The organism is Micromonospora sp. NPDC049529 (assembly GCF_055586685.1).
This window is the reverse complement of record NZ_JBVJHT010000003.1, coordinates 357,474-371,872: the sequence shown is the minus strand read 5'-3', so window position 1 is coordinate 371,872 and position 14,399 is coordinate 357,474. Positions and strand designations below refer to the sequence as shown.

Here is a 14,399-nt window from a genome sequence, read left to right as displayed (position 1 = left end):
GTAGCCCAGCGGGCGGGACCGGCCCGGCTCAGGCGGCCTCGCGCAGGTCCGCCAGGGTGAGCGGGGTACGGGCCCGCAGCAGCCGGTCGAGCGCGTCGACCGTCGCCACCTCACCCAGTACGTTGCGACCCCCGCCGACCTCGGCCGGGTAACACCGGACCAGCCGGTACACGTACCGGCCCCTGATCCGCTCGACACTCACCTGCCACCGCCCGCAACAGGCACAGACCCACCCTCGCATCCGGCGAACATAGCTCTGACCTGCACAAACACCGACCCGCCCAGGCCTGCGCGGTTACCCCTGGGCACTACCGGGGCGCATGCGGCAGCTGAGGTCACCGGCTGGTCAACACGTCCGCCAGCTTGAACCGCACCGCCCGTTCGAGTTGGGCGTACGTGCAGCTGCGCGGGTCCCGGTCCGGCCGCCAGCGCTCGAACTGGGTGGTGTGCCGGAACCGCACGCCCTCCATGTAGTCGTAGCGGACCTCGACCACCCGTTCCGGGCGCAACGGCACGAAGGACAGGTCCTTGCCGGCGTTCCACCGGCTCACCTCGTTCTTGCGCGGGGTGCGTTCGCCCTGCTCGTGCGCGGCGGTGTCCCACGGGTGCCCCGCAAGCGAGGTGACCAGCGGCTGCAACTCGACGAACAGCTGCTCCCGTACGGCCATCGAGAACGCGCCGATGACACCCACCGAGACGAGTACGCCCCGCTCGTCGTAGAGCCCGAGCAGCAGCGAGCCGATCCGGTTGTCGGCGGACTTGTGCACCCGGTAACCGGCGAGGACGCAGTCGGCGGTGCGCTTGTGCTTGATCTTCGTCATCACCCGCTTGTCCGGCTGGTAGGTCAGCTCGGGGTCCTTGGCGATCAGTCCGTCGAGGCCGGCGCCCTCGAACTCGGCGAACCACCGCCGGGCCGTGTCCTCGTCGTCGGTGACCGGGGTGACGTGGATCGGCGGCAACGCGGCGGAGAGGCTGCGCTCCAGCAGCTCGCGCCGTTGCGCGAACGTCCGCTGGGTCAGGTCGTCGTCGCCGAGCGCGAGCAGGTCGAAGGCGACAAAGCTGGCCGGGGTCTGTTCGGAGAGCAGCTTCACCCGGCTGGCGGCGGGGTGGATGCGCTGCTGCAACGCCTCGAAGTCGAGCGTGTTCCGGTCGGTGTCGGCCACGATGATCTCGCCGTCGATCACCGCCCGCTTCGGGAAGTTCGCCCGGACCGCCTCGACGAGCTCCGGGAAGTAGCGGGTCATCGGCTTCTCGTTGCGGCTCCCGATCTCCACCTCGTCGCCGTCGCGGAAGATGACGGACCGGAAGCCGTCCCACTTCGGTTCGTAGAGCTGCCCGGCCGGAATGTCGCCGATCGGCTTGGCGAGCATCGGCGCGACGGGAGGCATGACCGGGAGATCCATGCGGCCCATCGTCCCGCTGCTTGCGTGCCCTGTCCACGAAATCATCGGCGTGCCGGTCGGCGGATGGCGACCGGGGACCGGAAACGGTCCGCACGGGTGAGGTGGTGACCGGCGACCCGCCGCGTGGGCAACCGCGTAGCCTGGCCACTGAGTCGATCGGGAGGACCTCTGTTGACCAGCACGCCCCGCCCACCGCTGGCCGGCCGCCGTACCGGTTCGTTCGGCGTCGCCCGTACCCCCGGTTCGTTCGGCGTCGGCCGTACCCCCGGTTCGTTCGGCGTCGGCCGTACCCCCGGTTCGTTCGGCGTCGGCCGTACCCCCGGTTCGCGTGTGGGCCGGCTGGCGCGCCGCCGGTGGCGGGCACTCGCCGCCGCCGTCGCCGCCGCCCTGGTCCTCAGCGGCTGCACCCTGCCGGTCTTCGCACCCCGCACGGACGGTGCCCCGCAGCGGCCACCGGCCGGGCCGGTCGGCGCGGCGGCGAACTGGCAGCCCTGCCCGGAAACGGTGCGGGAACTCGTCGGCCGGACCGCACCGGACATGCGCTACGACTGCGCGACGATCGCCGTACCGCGTGACTGGCAGGCGGCCGGCGCGACCGCCGGGGCGAGCGCGAGCCCCGGCGGCACCTTCGACATCGCCCTGATCCGGGCCCGCTCCACCAAACAGCGCGACCGGATCGGCTCACTGCTGATCAACCCGGGCGGACCGGGCGGCTCCGGCGTCGACACCGCGGTCTACCTCTCCTTCGGCTCCGCCCTCGGTGGCCTGCCCGACGACATCACGCAGCGGTTCGACCTGGTCGGCTTCGACCCGCGCGGGGTGTCCCGCTCCAGTCCGGTCAAGTGCATCTCCGACGCCGACCTGGACTCGAACTTCGGCTACGACCCCGACCCGCAGACCCAGGCCGAGTTCGACGGCGCGGTGGCCCTGTCCCAGCGGATCGGCGAGGCGTGCGGGGACAGGTACGGCGACCAGTTGCGCCTGTTCTCCACCGAGCAGGCGGCCCGGGACATGGACGCGGTACGGGCCGCCGTCGGCGACGAGAAGACCACCTACCTGGGCTACTCGTACGGGACGCTGCTCGGGGCGACGTACGCCCAGCTCTTCCCGCGCAACGTCCGGGCGCTGGTGCTCGACGGCGCGGTGGATCCGAAGCAGGACGTGGTGGCCAGCTCGGAGAGCCAGGCCAAGGGGTTCGAGCTGGCGTTCACGAACTTCACCCGGTGGTGCGCGCGGACACCGGCCCGCTGCCCGATCGCCCCGGACGCGCGCGGCGCGGTGACCGACGCGCTGGCGAAGGCCGACGTCTCCCCGGTACGTGCCCGCAACGGCCGGACCGCCACCGGCGGCTGGGTGATGTACGCGGTGATCTCCTCGCTCTACACCGAGTCCGGCTGGGAGGAGCTGGCGAAGGCGATCGACCAACTGGCCGGCGGCGACCCGACCCAGGTGTTCGAGCTGGCCGACTCGTACGCCGAACGCGGTGCCGACGGCCACTACTCCAACCTGTTCGACGCGAACCTGGCGATCAACTGCGCGGACGAGGACAGCGTCCCCGACCTGCCCCGGATCCGCGAACTCCAGTCGCAGTGGCGGACGACGTACCCGCTGTTCGGTCCGCCGCTGGCGGTGGGCCTGCTGAGCTGCCGGTACTGGCCGGGACAGCGGGACCCGTACCCGACCGGGGCGGCGACCGGTGCACCGCCGATCCTGGTGGTCGGCACCACCGGCGACCCGGCCACCCCGTACGAGCAGACGCCGAAACTGGCCGAGATGCTCGGCGTCGGCAAGGTCCTGACCTGGGAGGGCGAGGGGCACACCGCGTACCCGCAGACGTCCTGCATCACCTCGGCGGTGGACGCGTACCTGCTCGACCTCACCGTGCCGCCCGCCGACACCCGCTGCCCGGCCCGCTGATCTGAAGCTCTCGCGGTAGGCGGCTCGGGCCGGTGCCCCCGGCGCAGGTGATCCGGGTCAGGGGATCCGGGAGCCGGGACCGGGGCCGGCCTCACCGGCGAGGATGTACTCCCGGAGCCGCTCGATGGTCGCGTCGGTGGCGAAGATCGCCCGCTTCCACTGGCGGATGAGGTCGGTCATCTCCTGGACCACGGCGCGCAGTTCCCGGATCTCCCGGCTCGCCGCCGCTGCCTGGCGGCGGGCCCGCTGGGTCTCCGCCTCCAGCTCCGCGACCCGGGTCTTGAGCGGGTCGACCAGGGTCAGGGCGGTGTCGGTCAACACCTCGGCCGCATCGGCCCGGAACTTGCGCCGGCGCAGTGCGACGGTGGCTATCGCGGCCACCCCGCTGGTGCCGCCCAGCAGTCCCACCACGGAGAGCAGGATCTGGACCCAGGGCGGGCCGAGCGGTGTGGATACTGCGGTGATCACGGTGAATCCCTCTCTACGAGCAGGGGGATGTCGACGAGGGTGACGGTGCGGCTGATCCGGGCCAGTCGGCGCAGGTCTCGGATGATCTGCACGGCGCGCCACTGGGCGGCGACCGAGACCGCGGTGACGAAGGTGCCGGCGGCCAGACCGGCCCAGCCGCTGATGGCGAACAGGGCGATGGCGTACATCCCGGTGGTGGTGCCGAACAGCGCCATGGAACCGAGTTCCAGCCCCAACCCGGTGGAGAGCTGACCGCGCCAGCCGATGCCGAGCAGCCCGGTCAGGCCGCCCACGACCAGTCCCACCTCCCAGATCGCCTGGACAGCCACCGGCATGGTGACGGTGACGGCCCAGGGCCGGCTGCCGGCGAGTTGCAGGCCCAGGCCGCAGACGGCCGCCGCGAGCAGCAGGGTCACCTCGAACGGGTGCCGCCCCGAGATGATCCTCAAGGGACGCATGGCGAACTCCGGTCCGCGCCGGGGCGGAGGCCGCCCGTCGGGGTCTGGTCGGAACCGGTGCGACCGGCTGGATTCTGCCCGCATGCGCGGTGGGCGATGAGCGTCATGATGTGCCCCCTGATTCAAGTCGTAGCACGGCCGACGAGCCTTCGACGGTCTCGCTGGTGTCGTATTTCAGCAGGTCAAAGCCGTTTGGCGGCGGGAGGTGGACGGCGGGCCGGGCCGGGTGCGTCGGGATGGGGCCGACCCGCCGCCCGGTGGGCGCCGGCCGACCCACCGCCACCGAGCACGGTGCGCCGTCGGCTCGCGGGGCGGATCCGGCTGCCCCGCGAGCGGTGCACAGGTCGCGCGCGGCGTGCTCGCGACCCGGCGCGGCAACGCGTCCGCCGGCCTGTCGTAGTCGATGGGCGTCGGCTTCGCCGCCCCGGCCGCGTGGAGCTTCAGCAGGGAATCCGGCCGCCGGGCGGCGTTGCCCGGCCGGTGATCCGGCGGGTACCACGCACCGGTTTCCGGTCCCGGTGCGGGCCGGTCAGGGGACGTCGGTCACGCCCGCCGACCACCCGCCGACTACGCCGTTACCCTACGCAACGAGCACCCTGACCTGCGGTTTCGTCTCGGCGGAGAGAATGGCACATTTTGTGATCACGCTGAGCCGCAACCGGTTGGCGCAAGCTTCGTTATTCGGATTTCACGTCGGTCTTCCGGGCCCGGCTGGGCTGGACCCGCTTCGGTTCGCCCGGCATCTTCGGGTGGTCCGGCGGGTACGGCAGGTCACCCGACCCGTCCCGGTCGTCCCGGTCGGCCCACTCCAGCAGCGGGCTGATGTCCCAGGGTGCCTCGTCGATCCCGGCGTGCGGGTCACCGGTCTTCGCGATCCGCTCCGGCACCGTACGCAGGTCGAAGTCGTCCGGCTCGACGTCGGGCAGTTCGTCCCAGGTGACCGGGGTGGAGACGGTGGCGCGGGCGTTGGCCCGCAACGAGTACGCACAGGCGATGGTCCGGTCCCGGGCCATCTGGTTGTAGTCCAGGAAGACCTTCTCGCCCCGCTGTTCCTTCCACCACGCGGTGGTGGCCAGGTCGGGCCGGCGCCGTTCGATCTCGCGGGCGAACGCGATCACCGCCCGGCGTACCTCGGTGAACGTCCAGCGGGGCTCGATCCGCAGGTAGACGTGCACGCCGCGACCGCCGGAGGTCTTCGGCCAGCCGGTCGCGCCGAGTTCGTCGAGCAGCGCGCGGACCTCACCGGCGACCGTGACCGCGTCGCCGAAGTCGGTGCCCGGCTGCGGGTCGAGGTCGATCCGCAGTTCGTCCGGGCGGTCGACGTCGGCGCCCCGGACCGGCCACGGGTGGAAGACCACGGTGCCCATCTGCGCGGCCCACGCGACGTGGGCCAGGTCCGCCGGGCAGAGCTCGTCGGCGGTGCGACCGCTCGGGAACTTGATCTCCGCGGTCCGCACCCACGGCGGTACGCCCCGAGCCGGCACCCGCTTCTGGAAGAACATCTCCCCCTCGATGCCGTCCGGGAAGCGTTGCAGGGTGGTGGGGCGCGATCCCAGCGCCCGCATGATCCCGTCGCCGACGGCGAGGTAGTAGTCGAAGACGTCCTTCTTCGTGTAGCCACGGCTCGGGAAGATGACGCGGTCCGGGCTGCTCAGCCGTACCGCATGTCCCGCCACCGTGACCTCGACGGCCGCTGCCTTCGCGCTGCCAACCATGTCGCGACCATATGCCAACCGGGCGCCGAGTACGCCCCCGGCGGGCCGGTCCCGAGCGATAGTTGCCCGCGCGGTTCGAACGGCCGCGCCGTTCGGTCGCCCTCGGGGACCGCCTGGCCCGCCCTGGGCTCGGCGGCACCACCCGGCACCCGCCAGTCCCGGTGGGTCGCCCAGACGTGGCGGATCCTGCCGCCAGGTCGGCCGGAAGCTGGCCGGCACCGCGGGTTGATGCTTGCCGTCCTGGTTCTCGCCCGGCCTGGTGGCCGCCCGCTTGCCCGGTCAACGACCGCCGGGGGCGGTTGGTAATCATCCGCCGCCCGGCCGCCGTACCGTTGGGGTATGACTCTTGACAAGAAGGAGCTTCCCCGTACGGAGGACGAGTGGCGGGTCCGCCTGTCACCCGAGGAGTTCCGGGTGCTGCGCCAGGCCGGCACCGAACGGGCCTGGACCGGCGAATACGTCGAAACCAAGACTCAGGGGACATATCGCTGCCGCGCCTGCGACGCGGAACTCTTCACCAGTGACACCAAGTTCGACTCGCACTGCGGCTGGCCGAGCTTCGACCAGGCGATCCCCGGCGCGATCCGCTACATCGAGGACCGCTCGATGGGCATGGTCCGGGTCGAGGTGCGCTGCGCCAACTGCGACTCCCACCTGGGACACCGGTTCGACGGCGAGGGCTTCACCCCGACCGACGCCCGGTACTGCATCAACTCCGTGTCGATGCGCCTCGATCCGACCGACGTACACTGACCGACCCCGAACACGACGGACGGCCGTCGGCCGACGGCCGTCCACGAGCACCGGAGCCGTCCCGGCCACGACCCCGGTGTCGACCGGGTCAGAGCAGCAGCCGGCCGCCCTGCTGGTCGACCTGATCGGCCTGGTCGTCATCGAGCCACACCCCGCCGGTGGCCAGGTACCGGAAGCGGTACTCGCCGGGCCCGAGCCGCACCGACACCGTACGGCGGCCGTCCCGTCGCAGGACCAGCTCGTGCCGTCCGGGCTCCCACCCGTTGAAGCAGCCGACGACACTCACCGTGCCGGCGGGTCTCTCCCCCGGCAGCGAGAAGGTCACCCGGGTCTGGTTTCCGAACAGTCGACTCCGCTTGATCATTTCGCCCTCCAGCCCGCCCCGGCCCGCCCCCGGCGCGCCCCCGGCCTGCGCCTGCGAACAGCCCACTGCCCGGTTCAACGGGCCAGCCGGCGTCGGGTCGCGGTGCCGTTTACCGGTTTCAACCGCCTTCTTTACTGGTTTCAACCGCCTTCGCCCGTTCGGCCGGTCAAGCTGGACCCAGTGTCTGAAACGGGGGATTTGTCATGGCAACCTGCGAAGTCTGCGGCAACGATTACTGGCTCGCGTTCGAGGTGCGGACGGTGAGCGGCGACTCGCACACCTTCGACTCGTTCGAGTGCGCGATCCAGAGCCTCGCGCCGATCTGCGAACACTGCCAGGTCCGGATCGTCGGCCACGGGGTCGAGGTCTCCGGCCGGTTCTTCTGCTGCGCCCACTGCGCCCGAGCCGTCGAGGGCGACCGGGGCGCCGCACTCAAGGACACCGTCGGCGCCCGCCCGGCCTGACCCGATCCCCGCGTGTCCCGGTGTGACCCCGGCCTGAACCGGGGTCACCCGTCGGGACCGCTGATCGCGGCCGTCCTACGATCGCCGGATGCAGCCGCAGCAGATCACGCTCCATGTCGCCTCGTTCGCCGACCTCGACGCCCGTACGCTGCACGACCTGCTCCGACTGCGGATCGACGTGTTCGTGGTCGAGCAGGAGTGCGCGTACCCCGAGGTGGACGGGCGGGACGTCGAGCCCGGCACCCGGCACCTCTGGCTGGAGCAGGGCGGCACGCCGGTGGCGTACCTGCGCGTCCTGGCCGACCCGGACGGCGTGGAACGGATCGGCCGGGTCGTGGTGGCCAAGCAGGCGCGCGGCGACGGCCACGCCGGCCGGCTGATGGCCGAGGCGCTGACCATCATCGGCAACCGGACCAGCGTGCTGGAGGCACAGGCGCACCTCGCCGGCTTCTACGCCCGCTACGGCTACACCCCCACCGGCCCCGAGTACGTCGAGGACGGCATCTCCCACCTCCCCATGCGCCGCACCCCCGCCCCCGCCCCCGCAGGGGCAGAGGCAGGGGCCGACTGATGTAGAGAAAGTGTCGTTATCCGGGGCGGGACAGCGACTCTTTCTCTACATGAGCGTCGATCTTCGGGGGTTAGAAGGTGGCGAAGAGGTGGGGGGCGGTGCGGGGGAACAGGGTGCGGAGTTGGGTGGCGGCGGGGGGCGGGACGGTGCCGAGGCCGCGCAGTGGCAGTTCGTCGGGATCGAGTACGCCGTAGACCAGGGCGGAGATGCCGGCGGCGGTCAGGGTGGCGGTCGGCACCCTCGGGTGCTCGGCCCGGCTCACCACGAGCTGACCGTCGCCGCCGTCGAGCAGGTGGCCGCCGGTCATGAGCGGGTCGTCGACGATCTCGACGCGTACCCGGCCGGGGCCGACGGGCAGGCCGTGCAGGCCGTCCAGGGTGAGCAGGCGGGCCATCGGTGCCACCCGGCCGGGGAACGCGACGGTGCTCTCGGTGTGGGTGGCGAAATCGGTGGCCCAGAGTTCCGGGGTCTCGTCCGGCGCGACGATCGCGCTGATCCGGGCCACCTGGTCGACGTGACGGGCGAAGAACTGCAACAGCAGTGCCCGGCCGAGCGGACCGGCGGCGAGCAGGTCGTCGGCGCGCAGGGTGCCGCCGTGATCGTCGATCCGGTACGTGACCGCGCCGATCACCTCGCCGTCGTGCACCGCGCTGACCAGCCAGCGCTTGTCGTCGTCGCGGAGGTGGACGGCCCGGCGGTCGGGCAGCACGCAGAACCCGTGCCGGGACGCCATCAGCCGCTCGGTGAAGCCCCGGTAGGTGTCGTACCCGTCCCGGATCCGTTGCAGGCGCAGCTGTCCGGGCAGGTCGGCGCGGAGCCACTCGCCGAGGTCGGCCGGGGAGAAACCGACCGTACGCGACTGCGGCAGCGCGGCGTAGCCGAACCGGGCGTAGAAGGAGGGACGGAACGGGTAGAGCGAGCTGGTGACGTACCCCTCGTCGCGCAGCTCGCCGAGGAGCTGGGTGAGCAGCGTACGGATGTGGCCCTGGCGGCGGGCCAGCGGATGGCTGGCGACCCCGGAGATGCCGGCCATCGGGTGGACCACGCCCCGGACGTTCTGCCGCATCGGGATCGCGCTGACCGCCGCGAGCGTCTCGTCACCGTCCTGCGCGACCAGGGTGATGTTGTCCGCGAGGTAGGGCAGGAAGTCGTGGAACCTCGCCGTCTCGTCCGGTTGCATCGGTGACGGCTCGAACGCGTACGACTGCACGGGCCAGCTCGTGGTGGGACGTTCCTCGTTGGCCAATCGGCGGATCTTCATGACCCCATCCCAACCGGCTGCCGGCGCCGGCTCAACCCATTTGACGGGTACGGGCGCACCCGACCGGCGCTCGGGGCCGGTCGGGTACGACGCGTACGGCGAGAACGGGTCCTACTGGCCGACCTTGACACCCGGTTCACCGGCGACGAACTGGATGTTCTGGCGGGGTTCCCGGCCGGGCACGTTGACGCCGCCGCGCTTGCCCAGCGGCAGGATGACCCGCCCGTAGGTCCCCTCCAGCATCATCGCGGTGGCGGTGTACCAGGCGATCAGCGCCGAGACGACGAAGAACCAGGCGCCGGTGGTCCGCCAACCGGAGCTGTCGGCGATCTGGCCGACGCCGAAGGTGGTCGCACCGGCGGCCAGTGAGATCAGCACTCCGGCGAGTCCGAGGTTCACCGCCAGGGCGGCGAACGCACCGGACCAGGTGATCGCGGCGAGCGCGATGAACCAGTAGCCGAGAGCCACGAACGGTGTGGGCTGGGTCAGTACGCCGATCGCGATCAGCAGGAAGAGCAGCCCGTACGACAGCCAGAAGGCACCCCAGATGCCGTGCATGGCGGTGGCCAGCCCGTCCCGCGCCCGGTACGCCCACATGCCGGCCAGGAACTGGGCCAGCCCGCCGAGGAACGCGGCGAACGGGAAGAGGAACTGCGGGGTGGTCGAGTTGCCGTACCAGCCGGCCAGGTTCGCGCCGACGACGAAGGTGGCGGCGGCGAAGCCGAAGAGGCCGAGAATCGAGGGCGCGGCCACCGGTTGCAGCACGACGGTGGCATGGTTGCGCCAGAACTCGAACTCGCCGTCGTGGCCGTCGTGGCCGCGCATCGGTGGTCCGGGGCGTGACATGTGAGACATCTCCAGACTCCTTCTCCAGCGGATCTCACCGCCTGACGCGGCTGGGCCCGTAGCGGTTGCCGACTACCCACCCGACCAGGCATTACACCGGCTGCGGCGGCCCGTCGCCGATCGCCGCCAGGGGAGCCTTCCCCGGTCGGGCGTTGACTTCACCCCATCGCCGGAATAGCTTCGGCCGATCAGTACGGTTGACGAACTGATTGACATCAGTCACTGCCGTGCCGACGCCGCCCGCACCGACGACACCACCACCACCGGGAGGCGCCGTGGATCTGGGGCCGAATGTCTCCGTCTTCGACCCGTCGATGCCCGCCGCGACGATCCAGGGTCGCCTGGACACCGTCTTCCGGCAGCAGGAGAGCAACCAGTTCGGCACCGAGCGGTACGCGCTGCTGTTCAGACCCGGCACGTACGACGTCGACGTCAACGTCGGCTTCTACACCCAGGTCGCCGGCCTCGGCTACCTGCCGGGCAGCGTGACGATCAACGGCGGGGTGCACGTCGGGGCGGACTGGTTCCAGGGCAACGCCACGCACAACTTCTGGCGCGGCGCGGAGAACCTGTCGGTGAACCCCCGCTCGGGCACCGACCGCTGGGCGGTCTCGCAGGCTGCGGCGTACCGCCGGATGCACGTACGCGGGAACCTCCAGCTCGACGACGGCGGCTGGTCCAGCGGCGGCCTGCTGGCCGACACCCGCGTCGACGGCCAGGTCCGCTCCGGCTCACAGCAGCAGTGGCTGTCCCGCAACACCGAGTGGGGCAGCTGGACCGGCTCGAACTGGAACATGGTCTTCGTCGGCGCGGTCGACGCACCCGCCGACAGCTTCCCGAAACCGCCGTACACCACCGTCGGGCAGACCCCGGTGGTCCGGGAGAAGCCGTTCCTCCACCTCGGCCGGGCCGGTGACTACCGGGTGTTCGTACCGGCGGTCCGGTCGAACAGCAGCGGTACGAGCTGGGCCTCCGGCGCCCCGGCCGGGACCTCGCTGCCGATCGACCAGTTCTTCGTGGTGAAGCCCGGTGCCACCGCCGCCACCATCAACGCGGCCCTCGCCCGGGGCCGGCACCTGCTGTTCACCCCGGGGATCCACCACCTGGACGACACCCTGCGGGTCACCCGGCCGGACACGGTGGTGCTCGGCCTCGGCCTGGCCACGCTGATGCCGTCCAACGGTGTGGTCGCGATGAGCGTCGCCGACGTCGACGGGGTGACGGTCGCCGGGCTGCTCTTCGACGCCGGACCGGTGAACTCGCCGGTGCTGATGGAGGTCGGCCCGACCGGTTCGTCGGCGAACCACTCGGCCAACCCCACCTCGCTGCACGACGTCTACTTCCGGGTCGGCGGCGCGGCGGTCGGCAGGGCCACCGTGAGCCTGCGGGTGAACAGCTCGAACGTGATCGGCGACCACCTGTGGCTCTGGCGCGGGGACCACAGCCACGGCGTCGGCTGGGACGTCAACACCGCCGACACCGGCCTGATCGTCAACGGCGACGACGTCACCATGTACGGCCTCTTCGTCGAGCACTACCAGAAGTACCAGACCATCTGGAACGGCGAACGCGGCCGGACGTACTTCTACCAGAACGAGATCCCGTACGACGTGCCGAACCAGGCGAGCTGGCGCAACGGCTCCCAGCAGGGGTACGCGGCGTACAAGGTGGCCGACTCGGTGACCTCGCACGAGGCGTGGGGGCTGGGCAGTTACTGCTTCTTCAGCGCCGACCCGAGCGTGGTGCTGGGGCACTCGTTCGAGGTGCCGGACCGGGCGGGGGTGCGGTTGCACCACCTGACCACCGTGTCGCTCGGCGGCACCGGCACCATCCGCACCATCGTCAACGACGTCGGCGGCCCGGCGAACTCGGCCGACAACGTCGCGACCCTGGTCGACTATCCGTGACCGGGTGGGGCCACGGCGGGGGCCACGACCGGGCCCCCGCCCGCACCGCTCACGGCAGGCTGGCGACCAGTTCGCCGACCGAGCGGCGGCGCCCGGTGTAGAACGGGACCTCCTCGCGGACGTGCCGGCGGGCCCGGGAGGCGCGCAGGTCACGCATCAGGTCGACGATCCGGTGCAGTTCGTCGGCCTCGAAGGCGAGCATCCACTCGTAGTCGCCGAGGGCGAACGAGGCCACCGTGTTCGCCCGTACGTCCGGGTAGCCGCGGGCCATCCGGCCGTGCTCGGCCAGCATCTCCCGGCGCTCGGCGTCGGGCAGCAGGTACCACTCGTACGAGCGCACGAACGGGTACACGCAGACGTAGTCGCGGGCCGGCTCACCGGCCAGGAACGCGGGCACGTGGCTCTTGTTGAACTCGGCCGGGCGGTGCAGCGCCATCTGCGACCAGACCGGTGCCAGTTGCCGGCCCAGTGCCGTACGCCGGAACAGCCCGTACGCCTCCTGGAGCGCGTCCGGGGTGGTCGCGTGCCACCAGATCAGCAGATCCGCGTCGGCCCGCAGGGCGGAGACGTCGTAGCCGCCCCGGACCACCACGTCCTTGGCCGCCAGGTCGGCGAAGAGCGTCTCGACCTCGGCGGCGATCCGGTCCCGGTCGTCCGGCAGCGGCCCGGTGGCCCGGAAGACCGACCACATGGTGTAGCGGACGGTGTCGTTCAGCTCCCGCAGCCGGGCCGCGTTGCTCTGTTCCGTGGCCGCGTTGCTCTGTTCCGCGCCTGAATCCGTGCTCATACCGTGGCCCCTCCCAGCGCCTTGACGATCTCCTCCGCGGCGGTCTCGCCGGAGCGTACGCAGATCGGCAGGCCGATCCCGTCGTAGCCGGCGCCGGCCAGGGCCAGCGTCGGGTGGTTCGCCCGCAGGGTCTTGCGCGCCGCCGCCACCCGGTCGAGGTGTCCCGGCTGGTACTGCGGCAGCGCCCCGCCCCAGCGTTGCACGTGGCTGGCGACCGGTGCCGGCAGCGGTGCACCGGGCAGCAGCTGACCCAGTTCCCGGTGCACGGTCGCGACCAGCTCGGCGTCGTCGCGCTGCAACAGGTGCTCCTCGCCGTACCGTCCGGCCGAGGCGCGCAGCAGCGCCAGCCCGTCCGACCGGCGCTGGTGCGCCCACTTGGTGCTGAAGAAGGTGGCCGCCTTGGTGAGCGTGCCCTCGGACGCCGGGACCAGCAGGCCGGAGAGGTCGGGCAGGGTCGCCGCCGGCACGACCAGGGTGACCAGCGCGACGCTGGCGTAGTCGAGCCGGCCGACCAGGGCACCGACGCCGACGTCGACCCCGGCGAGCAGCCGGGCGGCCGGACGCGCCGGCAGGGCGAGCACCACCGCGTCCACCTCGACGTGTTCGGGGTCGCGGGTGGGGCCGATCACCAGTCGCCAGCCGGTCGGGGTGGGGGCGAGTTCGCGGACCGCCGCGCCGAGCCGGATCTGTACCCCGCCGACCGCCGTACCGCTGCCCGCTCGCGCGGGTGCCACCAGTTGCTCGGCGGCGGCGGCGACCAGTCGGCCCAGCCCGCCCTCGACGGTGGCGAAGATCGGCCGGCCGGGGGCCCGGGGTGCGGCGGCCTGGGCGGCTCGCACGGCACCGGCCAGGGTGCCCTCCAGCCGGGCGGCACGGGCCAGCGCGGGCATGGTGGTGGCCAGCGAGAGCTGGTCGGCCCGGCCGGCGTAGACGCCGCCGAGCATCGGGTCGACCAGCCGGTCGACCACCTCGTCGCCGAGCCGGCGCCGGACCAGTTCGCCGACGGCGACGTCCTCGTCGTGGCCGAGCAGCGGGCGGCCGGCGTCGTGGTCGCGCTCCGCCGCCGGCTGCGCCAGCGCCGCCACCTTCTCCAGATCTCCGGGTACGCCGACCAGCGTGCCGCCGGGTACGGGCACCAACCGGCCGCCGAGCGCGATCGCCGCCTGCCCGGTCGCCGGGTGCACCAGGTCCTCGCCGAGCCCGAGCCGGCGGGCCAGGGCGATCGCCGCCGACTCGCCACCGGCGGGGTCACGGGTCAGGAACGCCTCGGCGCCGAACTCGACCGGTGCCCCGGCCACGGTGCCGGTGCGCAGTTTCCCGCCGAGGGCGCCGGACTGCTCGTAGACGGTGATGGTGGTGCCGTCCGGTGCCCGGTCGCGCAGCCGGAGCGCGGCGGCGAGGCCGGCGATGCCGCCGCCGACCACCGCGATCCGCGCCGGCTGTCCCGGGGCGTCACCCCGCGCACCGATCTCCATGCTCAGCAAG

General features: G+C 72.0%; 15 protein-coding genes. 5 read left to right on the top strand and 10 right to left on the bottom strand.

The window, feature by feature from the left end:
• Window positions 1–28: 28 nt before the first annotated feature.
• Together ACZ6QQ_RS06985 and ACZ6QQ_RS06980 are read right to left on the bottom strand one after the other, a co-directional pair.
• A complete protein-coding gene (locus ACZ6QQ_RS06985; RefSeq protein WP_465874904.1) occupies window positions 29–241 on the bottom strand; it encodes a hypothetical protein in 213 nt (70 codons plus the stop codon).
• A gap of 94 nt (window positions 242–335) precedes the next feature.
• Window positions 336–1,403 (bottom strand): ATP-dependent DNA ligase, encoded by a 1,068-nt coding sequence (locus ACZ6QQ_RS06980; protein ID WP_465874903.1) that lies wholly within the window; start codon window positions 1,401–1,403, stop codon window positions 336–338.
• A 339-nt stretch (window positions 1,404–1,742) separates the two neighbouring features.
• Here ACZ6QQ_RS06980 and ACZ6QQ_RS06975 point away from each other — a divergent pair, with 339 nt between their 5' ends.
• Entirely contained in the window at window positions 1,743–3,320 is a 1,578-nt protein-coding gene (locus ACZ6QQ_RS06975; protein ID WP_465875040.1) for an alpha/beta hydrolase, read from the top strand.
• Window positions 3,321–3,377: 57 nt separating this feature from the next.
• Here ACZ6QQ_RS06975 and ACZ6QQ_RS06970 read toward each other — a convergent pair whose 3' ends face one another.
• From ACZ6QQ_RS06970 to ligD, 3 genes are all read right to left on the bottom strand, one after another.
• The gene (locus ACZ6QQ_RS06970; RefSeq protein ID WP_465874902.1) at window positions 3,378–3,788 is read right to left on the bottom strand and encodes a hypothetical protein; all 411 of its coding nucleotides are present in this window, start codon (window positions 3,786–3,788) and stop codon (window positions 3,378–3,380) included.
• Window positions 3,785–4,246: a hypothetical protein gene (locus tag ACZ6QQ_RS06965; RefSeq protein ID WP_465874901.1), complete on the bottom strand. Its 462-nt coding sequence runs from the start codon at window positions 4,244–4,246 to the stop codon at window positions 3,785–3,787. Before ACZ6QQ_RS06965 ends, ACZ6QQ_RS06970 begins: the two co-directional genes overlap by 4 nt.
• Window positions 4,247–4,923: 677 nt before the next feature.
• Window positions 4,924–5,961: a non-homologous end-joining DNA ligase gene (gene ligD / locus ACZ6QQ_RS06960; RefSeq protein ID WP_465874900.1), complete on the bottom strand. Its 1,038-nt coding sequence runs from the start codon at window positions 5,959–5,961 to the stop codon at window positions 4,924–4,926.
• 339 nt (window positions 5,962–6,300) lie between these two features.
• On the opposite strand from ligD, the gene msrB reads away from it, so the two are divergent.
• Window positions 6,301–6,714 carry a peptide-methionine (R)-S-oxide reductase MsrB gene (gene msrB / locus ACZ6QQ_RS06955; protein WP_465874899.1) on the top strand — a complete coding sequence of 138 codons (414 nt, stop codon included), beginning with the start codon at window positions 6,301–6,303 and terminating at the stop codon, window positions 6,712–6,714.
• Window positions 6,715–6,802: 88 nt separating this feature from the next.
• Here msrB and ACZ6QQ_RS06950 read toward each other — a convergent pair whose 3' ends face one another.
• A complete protein-coding gene (locus ACZ6QQ_RS06950) occupies window positions 6,803–7,078 on the bottom strand; it encodes an isoamylase early set domain-containing protein (RefSeq protein ID WP_465874898.1) in 276 nt (91 codons plus the stop codon).
• Between the two features lie 203 nt (window positions 7,079–7,281).
• Between ACZ6QQ_RS06950 and ACZ6QQ_RS06945 the strand changes: the two genes are divergently transcribed.
• Window positions 7,282–7,542, top strand: coding sequence for a Prokaryotic metallothionein (locus ACZ6QQ_RS06945; protein ID WP_465874897.1), 261 nt, complete (start codon window positions 7,282–7,284; stop codon window positions 7,540–7,542).
• 88 nt (window positions 7,543–7,630) lie between these two features.
• Window positions 7,631–8,113, top strand: coding sequence for a GNAT family N-acetyltransferase (locus tag ACZ6QQ_RS06940; protein WP_465874896.1), 483 nt, complete (start codon window positions 7,631–7,633; stop codon window positions 8,111–8,113).
• Window positions 8,114–8,183: 70 nt separating this feature from the next.
• Here the strand turns inward: ACZ6QQ_RS06940 and ACZ6QQ_RS06935 are convergent, their stop codons facing one another.
• Window positions 8,184–9,374, bottom strand: a complete 1,191-nt coding sequence (locus ACZ6QQ_RS06935; RefSeq protein WP_465874895.1) for a GNAT family N-acetyltransferase — start codon at window positions 9,372–9,374, stop codon at window positions 8,184–8,186.
• 111 nt (window positions 9,375–9,485) lie between these two features.
• Entirely contained in the window at window positions 9,486–10,229 is a 744-nt protein-coding gene (locus ACZ6QQ_RS06930) for an acetate uptake transporter family protein (protein WP_465874894.1), read from the bottom strand.
• Between the two features lie 266 nt (window positions 10,230–10,495).
• On the opposite strand from ACZ6QQ_RS06930, the gene ACZ6QQ_RS06925 reads away from it, so the two are divergent.
• A complete protein-coding gene (locus tag ACZ6QQ_RS06925) occupies window positions 10,496–12,127 on the top strand; it encodes a coagulation factor 5/8 type domain-containing protein (protein ID WP_465874893.1) in 1,632 nt (543 codons plus the stop codon).
• 49 nt (window positions 12,128–12,176) lie between these two features.
• On the opposite strand, the gene hemQ is transcribed toward ACZ6QQ_RS06925, so the two are convergent.
• Both hemQ and hemG read right to left on the bottom strand, forming a co-directional pair.
• Complete coding sequence (gene hemQ / locus ACZ6QQ_RS06920) at window positions 12,177–12,914, bottom strand: hydrogen peroxide-dependent heme synthase (protein WP_465874892.1); 738 nt, start codon at window positions 12,912–12,914, stop codon at window positions 12,177–12,179.
• On the bottom strand, window positions 12,911–14,389 hold the full coding sequence (gene hemG / locus ACZ6QQ_RS06915; protein WP_465875038.1) for a protoporphyrinogen oxidase: 1,479 nt from the start codon (window positions 14,387–14,389) through the stop codon (window positions 12,911–12,913). Before hemG ends, hemQ begins: the two co-directional genes overlap by 4 nt.
• Window positions 14,390–14,399: the final 10 nt, after the last annotated feature.

What these genes read in the sequence shown, in the direction of transcription:
- ACZ6QQ_RS06965 (WP_465874901.1), bottom strand. Translation starts at nt 4,246, where the DNA reads ATGCGTCCCTTGAGGATCATCTCGGGGCGGCACCCGTTCGAGGTGACC.
- ACZ6QQ_RS06985 (WP_465874904.1), bottom strand. Translation starts at nt 241, where the DNA reads ATGCGAGGGTGGGTCTGTGCCTGTTGCGGGCGGTGGCAGGTGAGTGTC.
- ACZ6QQ_RS06945 (WP_465874897.1), top strand. Translation starts at nt 7,282, where the DNA reads ATGGCAACCTGCGAAGTCTGCGGCAACGATTACTGGCTCGCGTTCGAG.
- msrB (WP_465874899.1), top strand. Translation starts at nt 6,301, where the DNA reads ATGACTCTTGACAAGAAGGAGCTTCCCCGTACGGAGGACGAGTGGCGG.
- ligD (WP_465874900.1), bottom strand. Translation starts at nt 5,961, where the DNA reads ATGGTTGGCAGCGCGAAGGCAGCGGCCGTCGAGGTCACGGTGGCGGGA.
- ACZ6QQ_RS06935 (WP_465874895.1), bottom strand. Translation starts at nt 9,374, where the DNA reads ATGAAGATCCGCCGATTGGCCAACGAGGAACGTCCCACCACGAGCTGG.
- ACZ6QQ_RS06940 (WP_465874896.1), top strand. Translation starts at nt 7,631, where the DNA reads ATGCAGCCGCAGCAGATCACGCTCCATGTCGCCTCGTTCGCCGACCTC.
- ACZ6QQ_RS06930 (WP_465874894.1), bottom strand. Translation starts at nt 10,229, where the DNA reads ATGTCTCACATGTCACGCCCCGGACCACCGATGCGCGGCCACGACGGC.
- ACZ6QQ_RS06980 (WP_465874903.1), bottom strand. Translation starts at nt 1,403, where the DNA reads ATGGATCTCCCGGTCATGCCTCCCGTCGCGCCGATGCTCGCCAAGCCG.
- hemG (WP_465875038.1), bottom strand. Translation starts at nt 14,389, where the DNA reads ATGGAGATCGGTGCGCGGGGTGACGCCCCGGGACAGCCGGCGCGGATC.
- ACZ6QQ_RS06950 (WP_465874898.1), bottom strand. Translation starts at nt 7,078, where the DNA reads ATGATCAAGCGGAGTCGACTGTTCGGAAACCAGACCCGGGTGACCTTC.
- hemQ (WP_465874892.1), bottom strand. Translation starts at nt 12,914, where the DNA reads ATGAGCACGGATTCAGGCGCGGAACAGAGCAACGCGGCCACGGAACAG.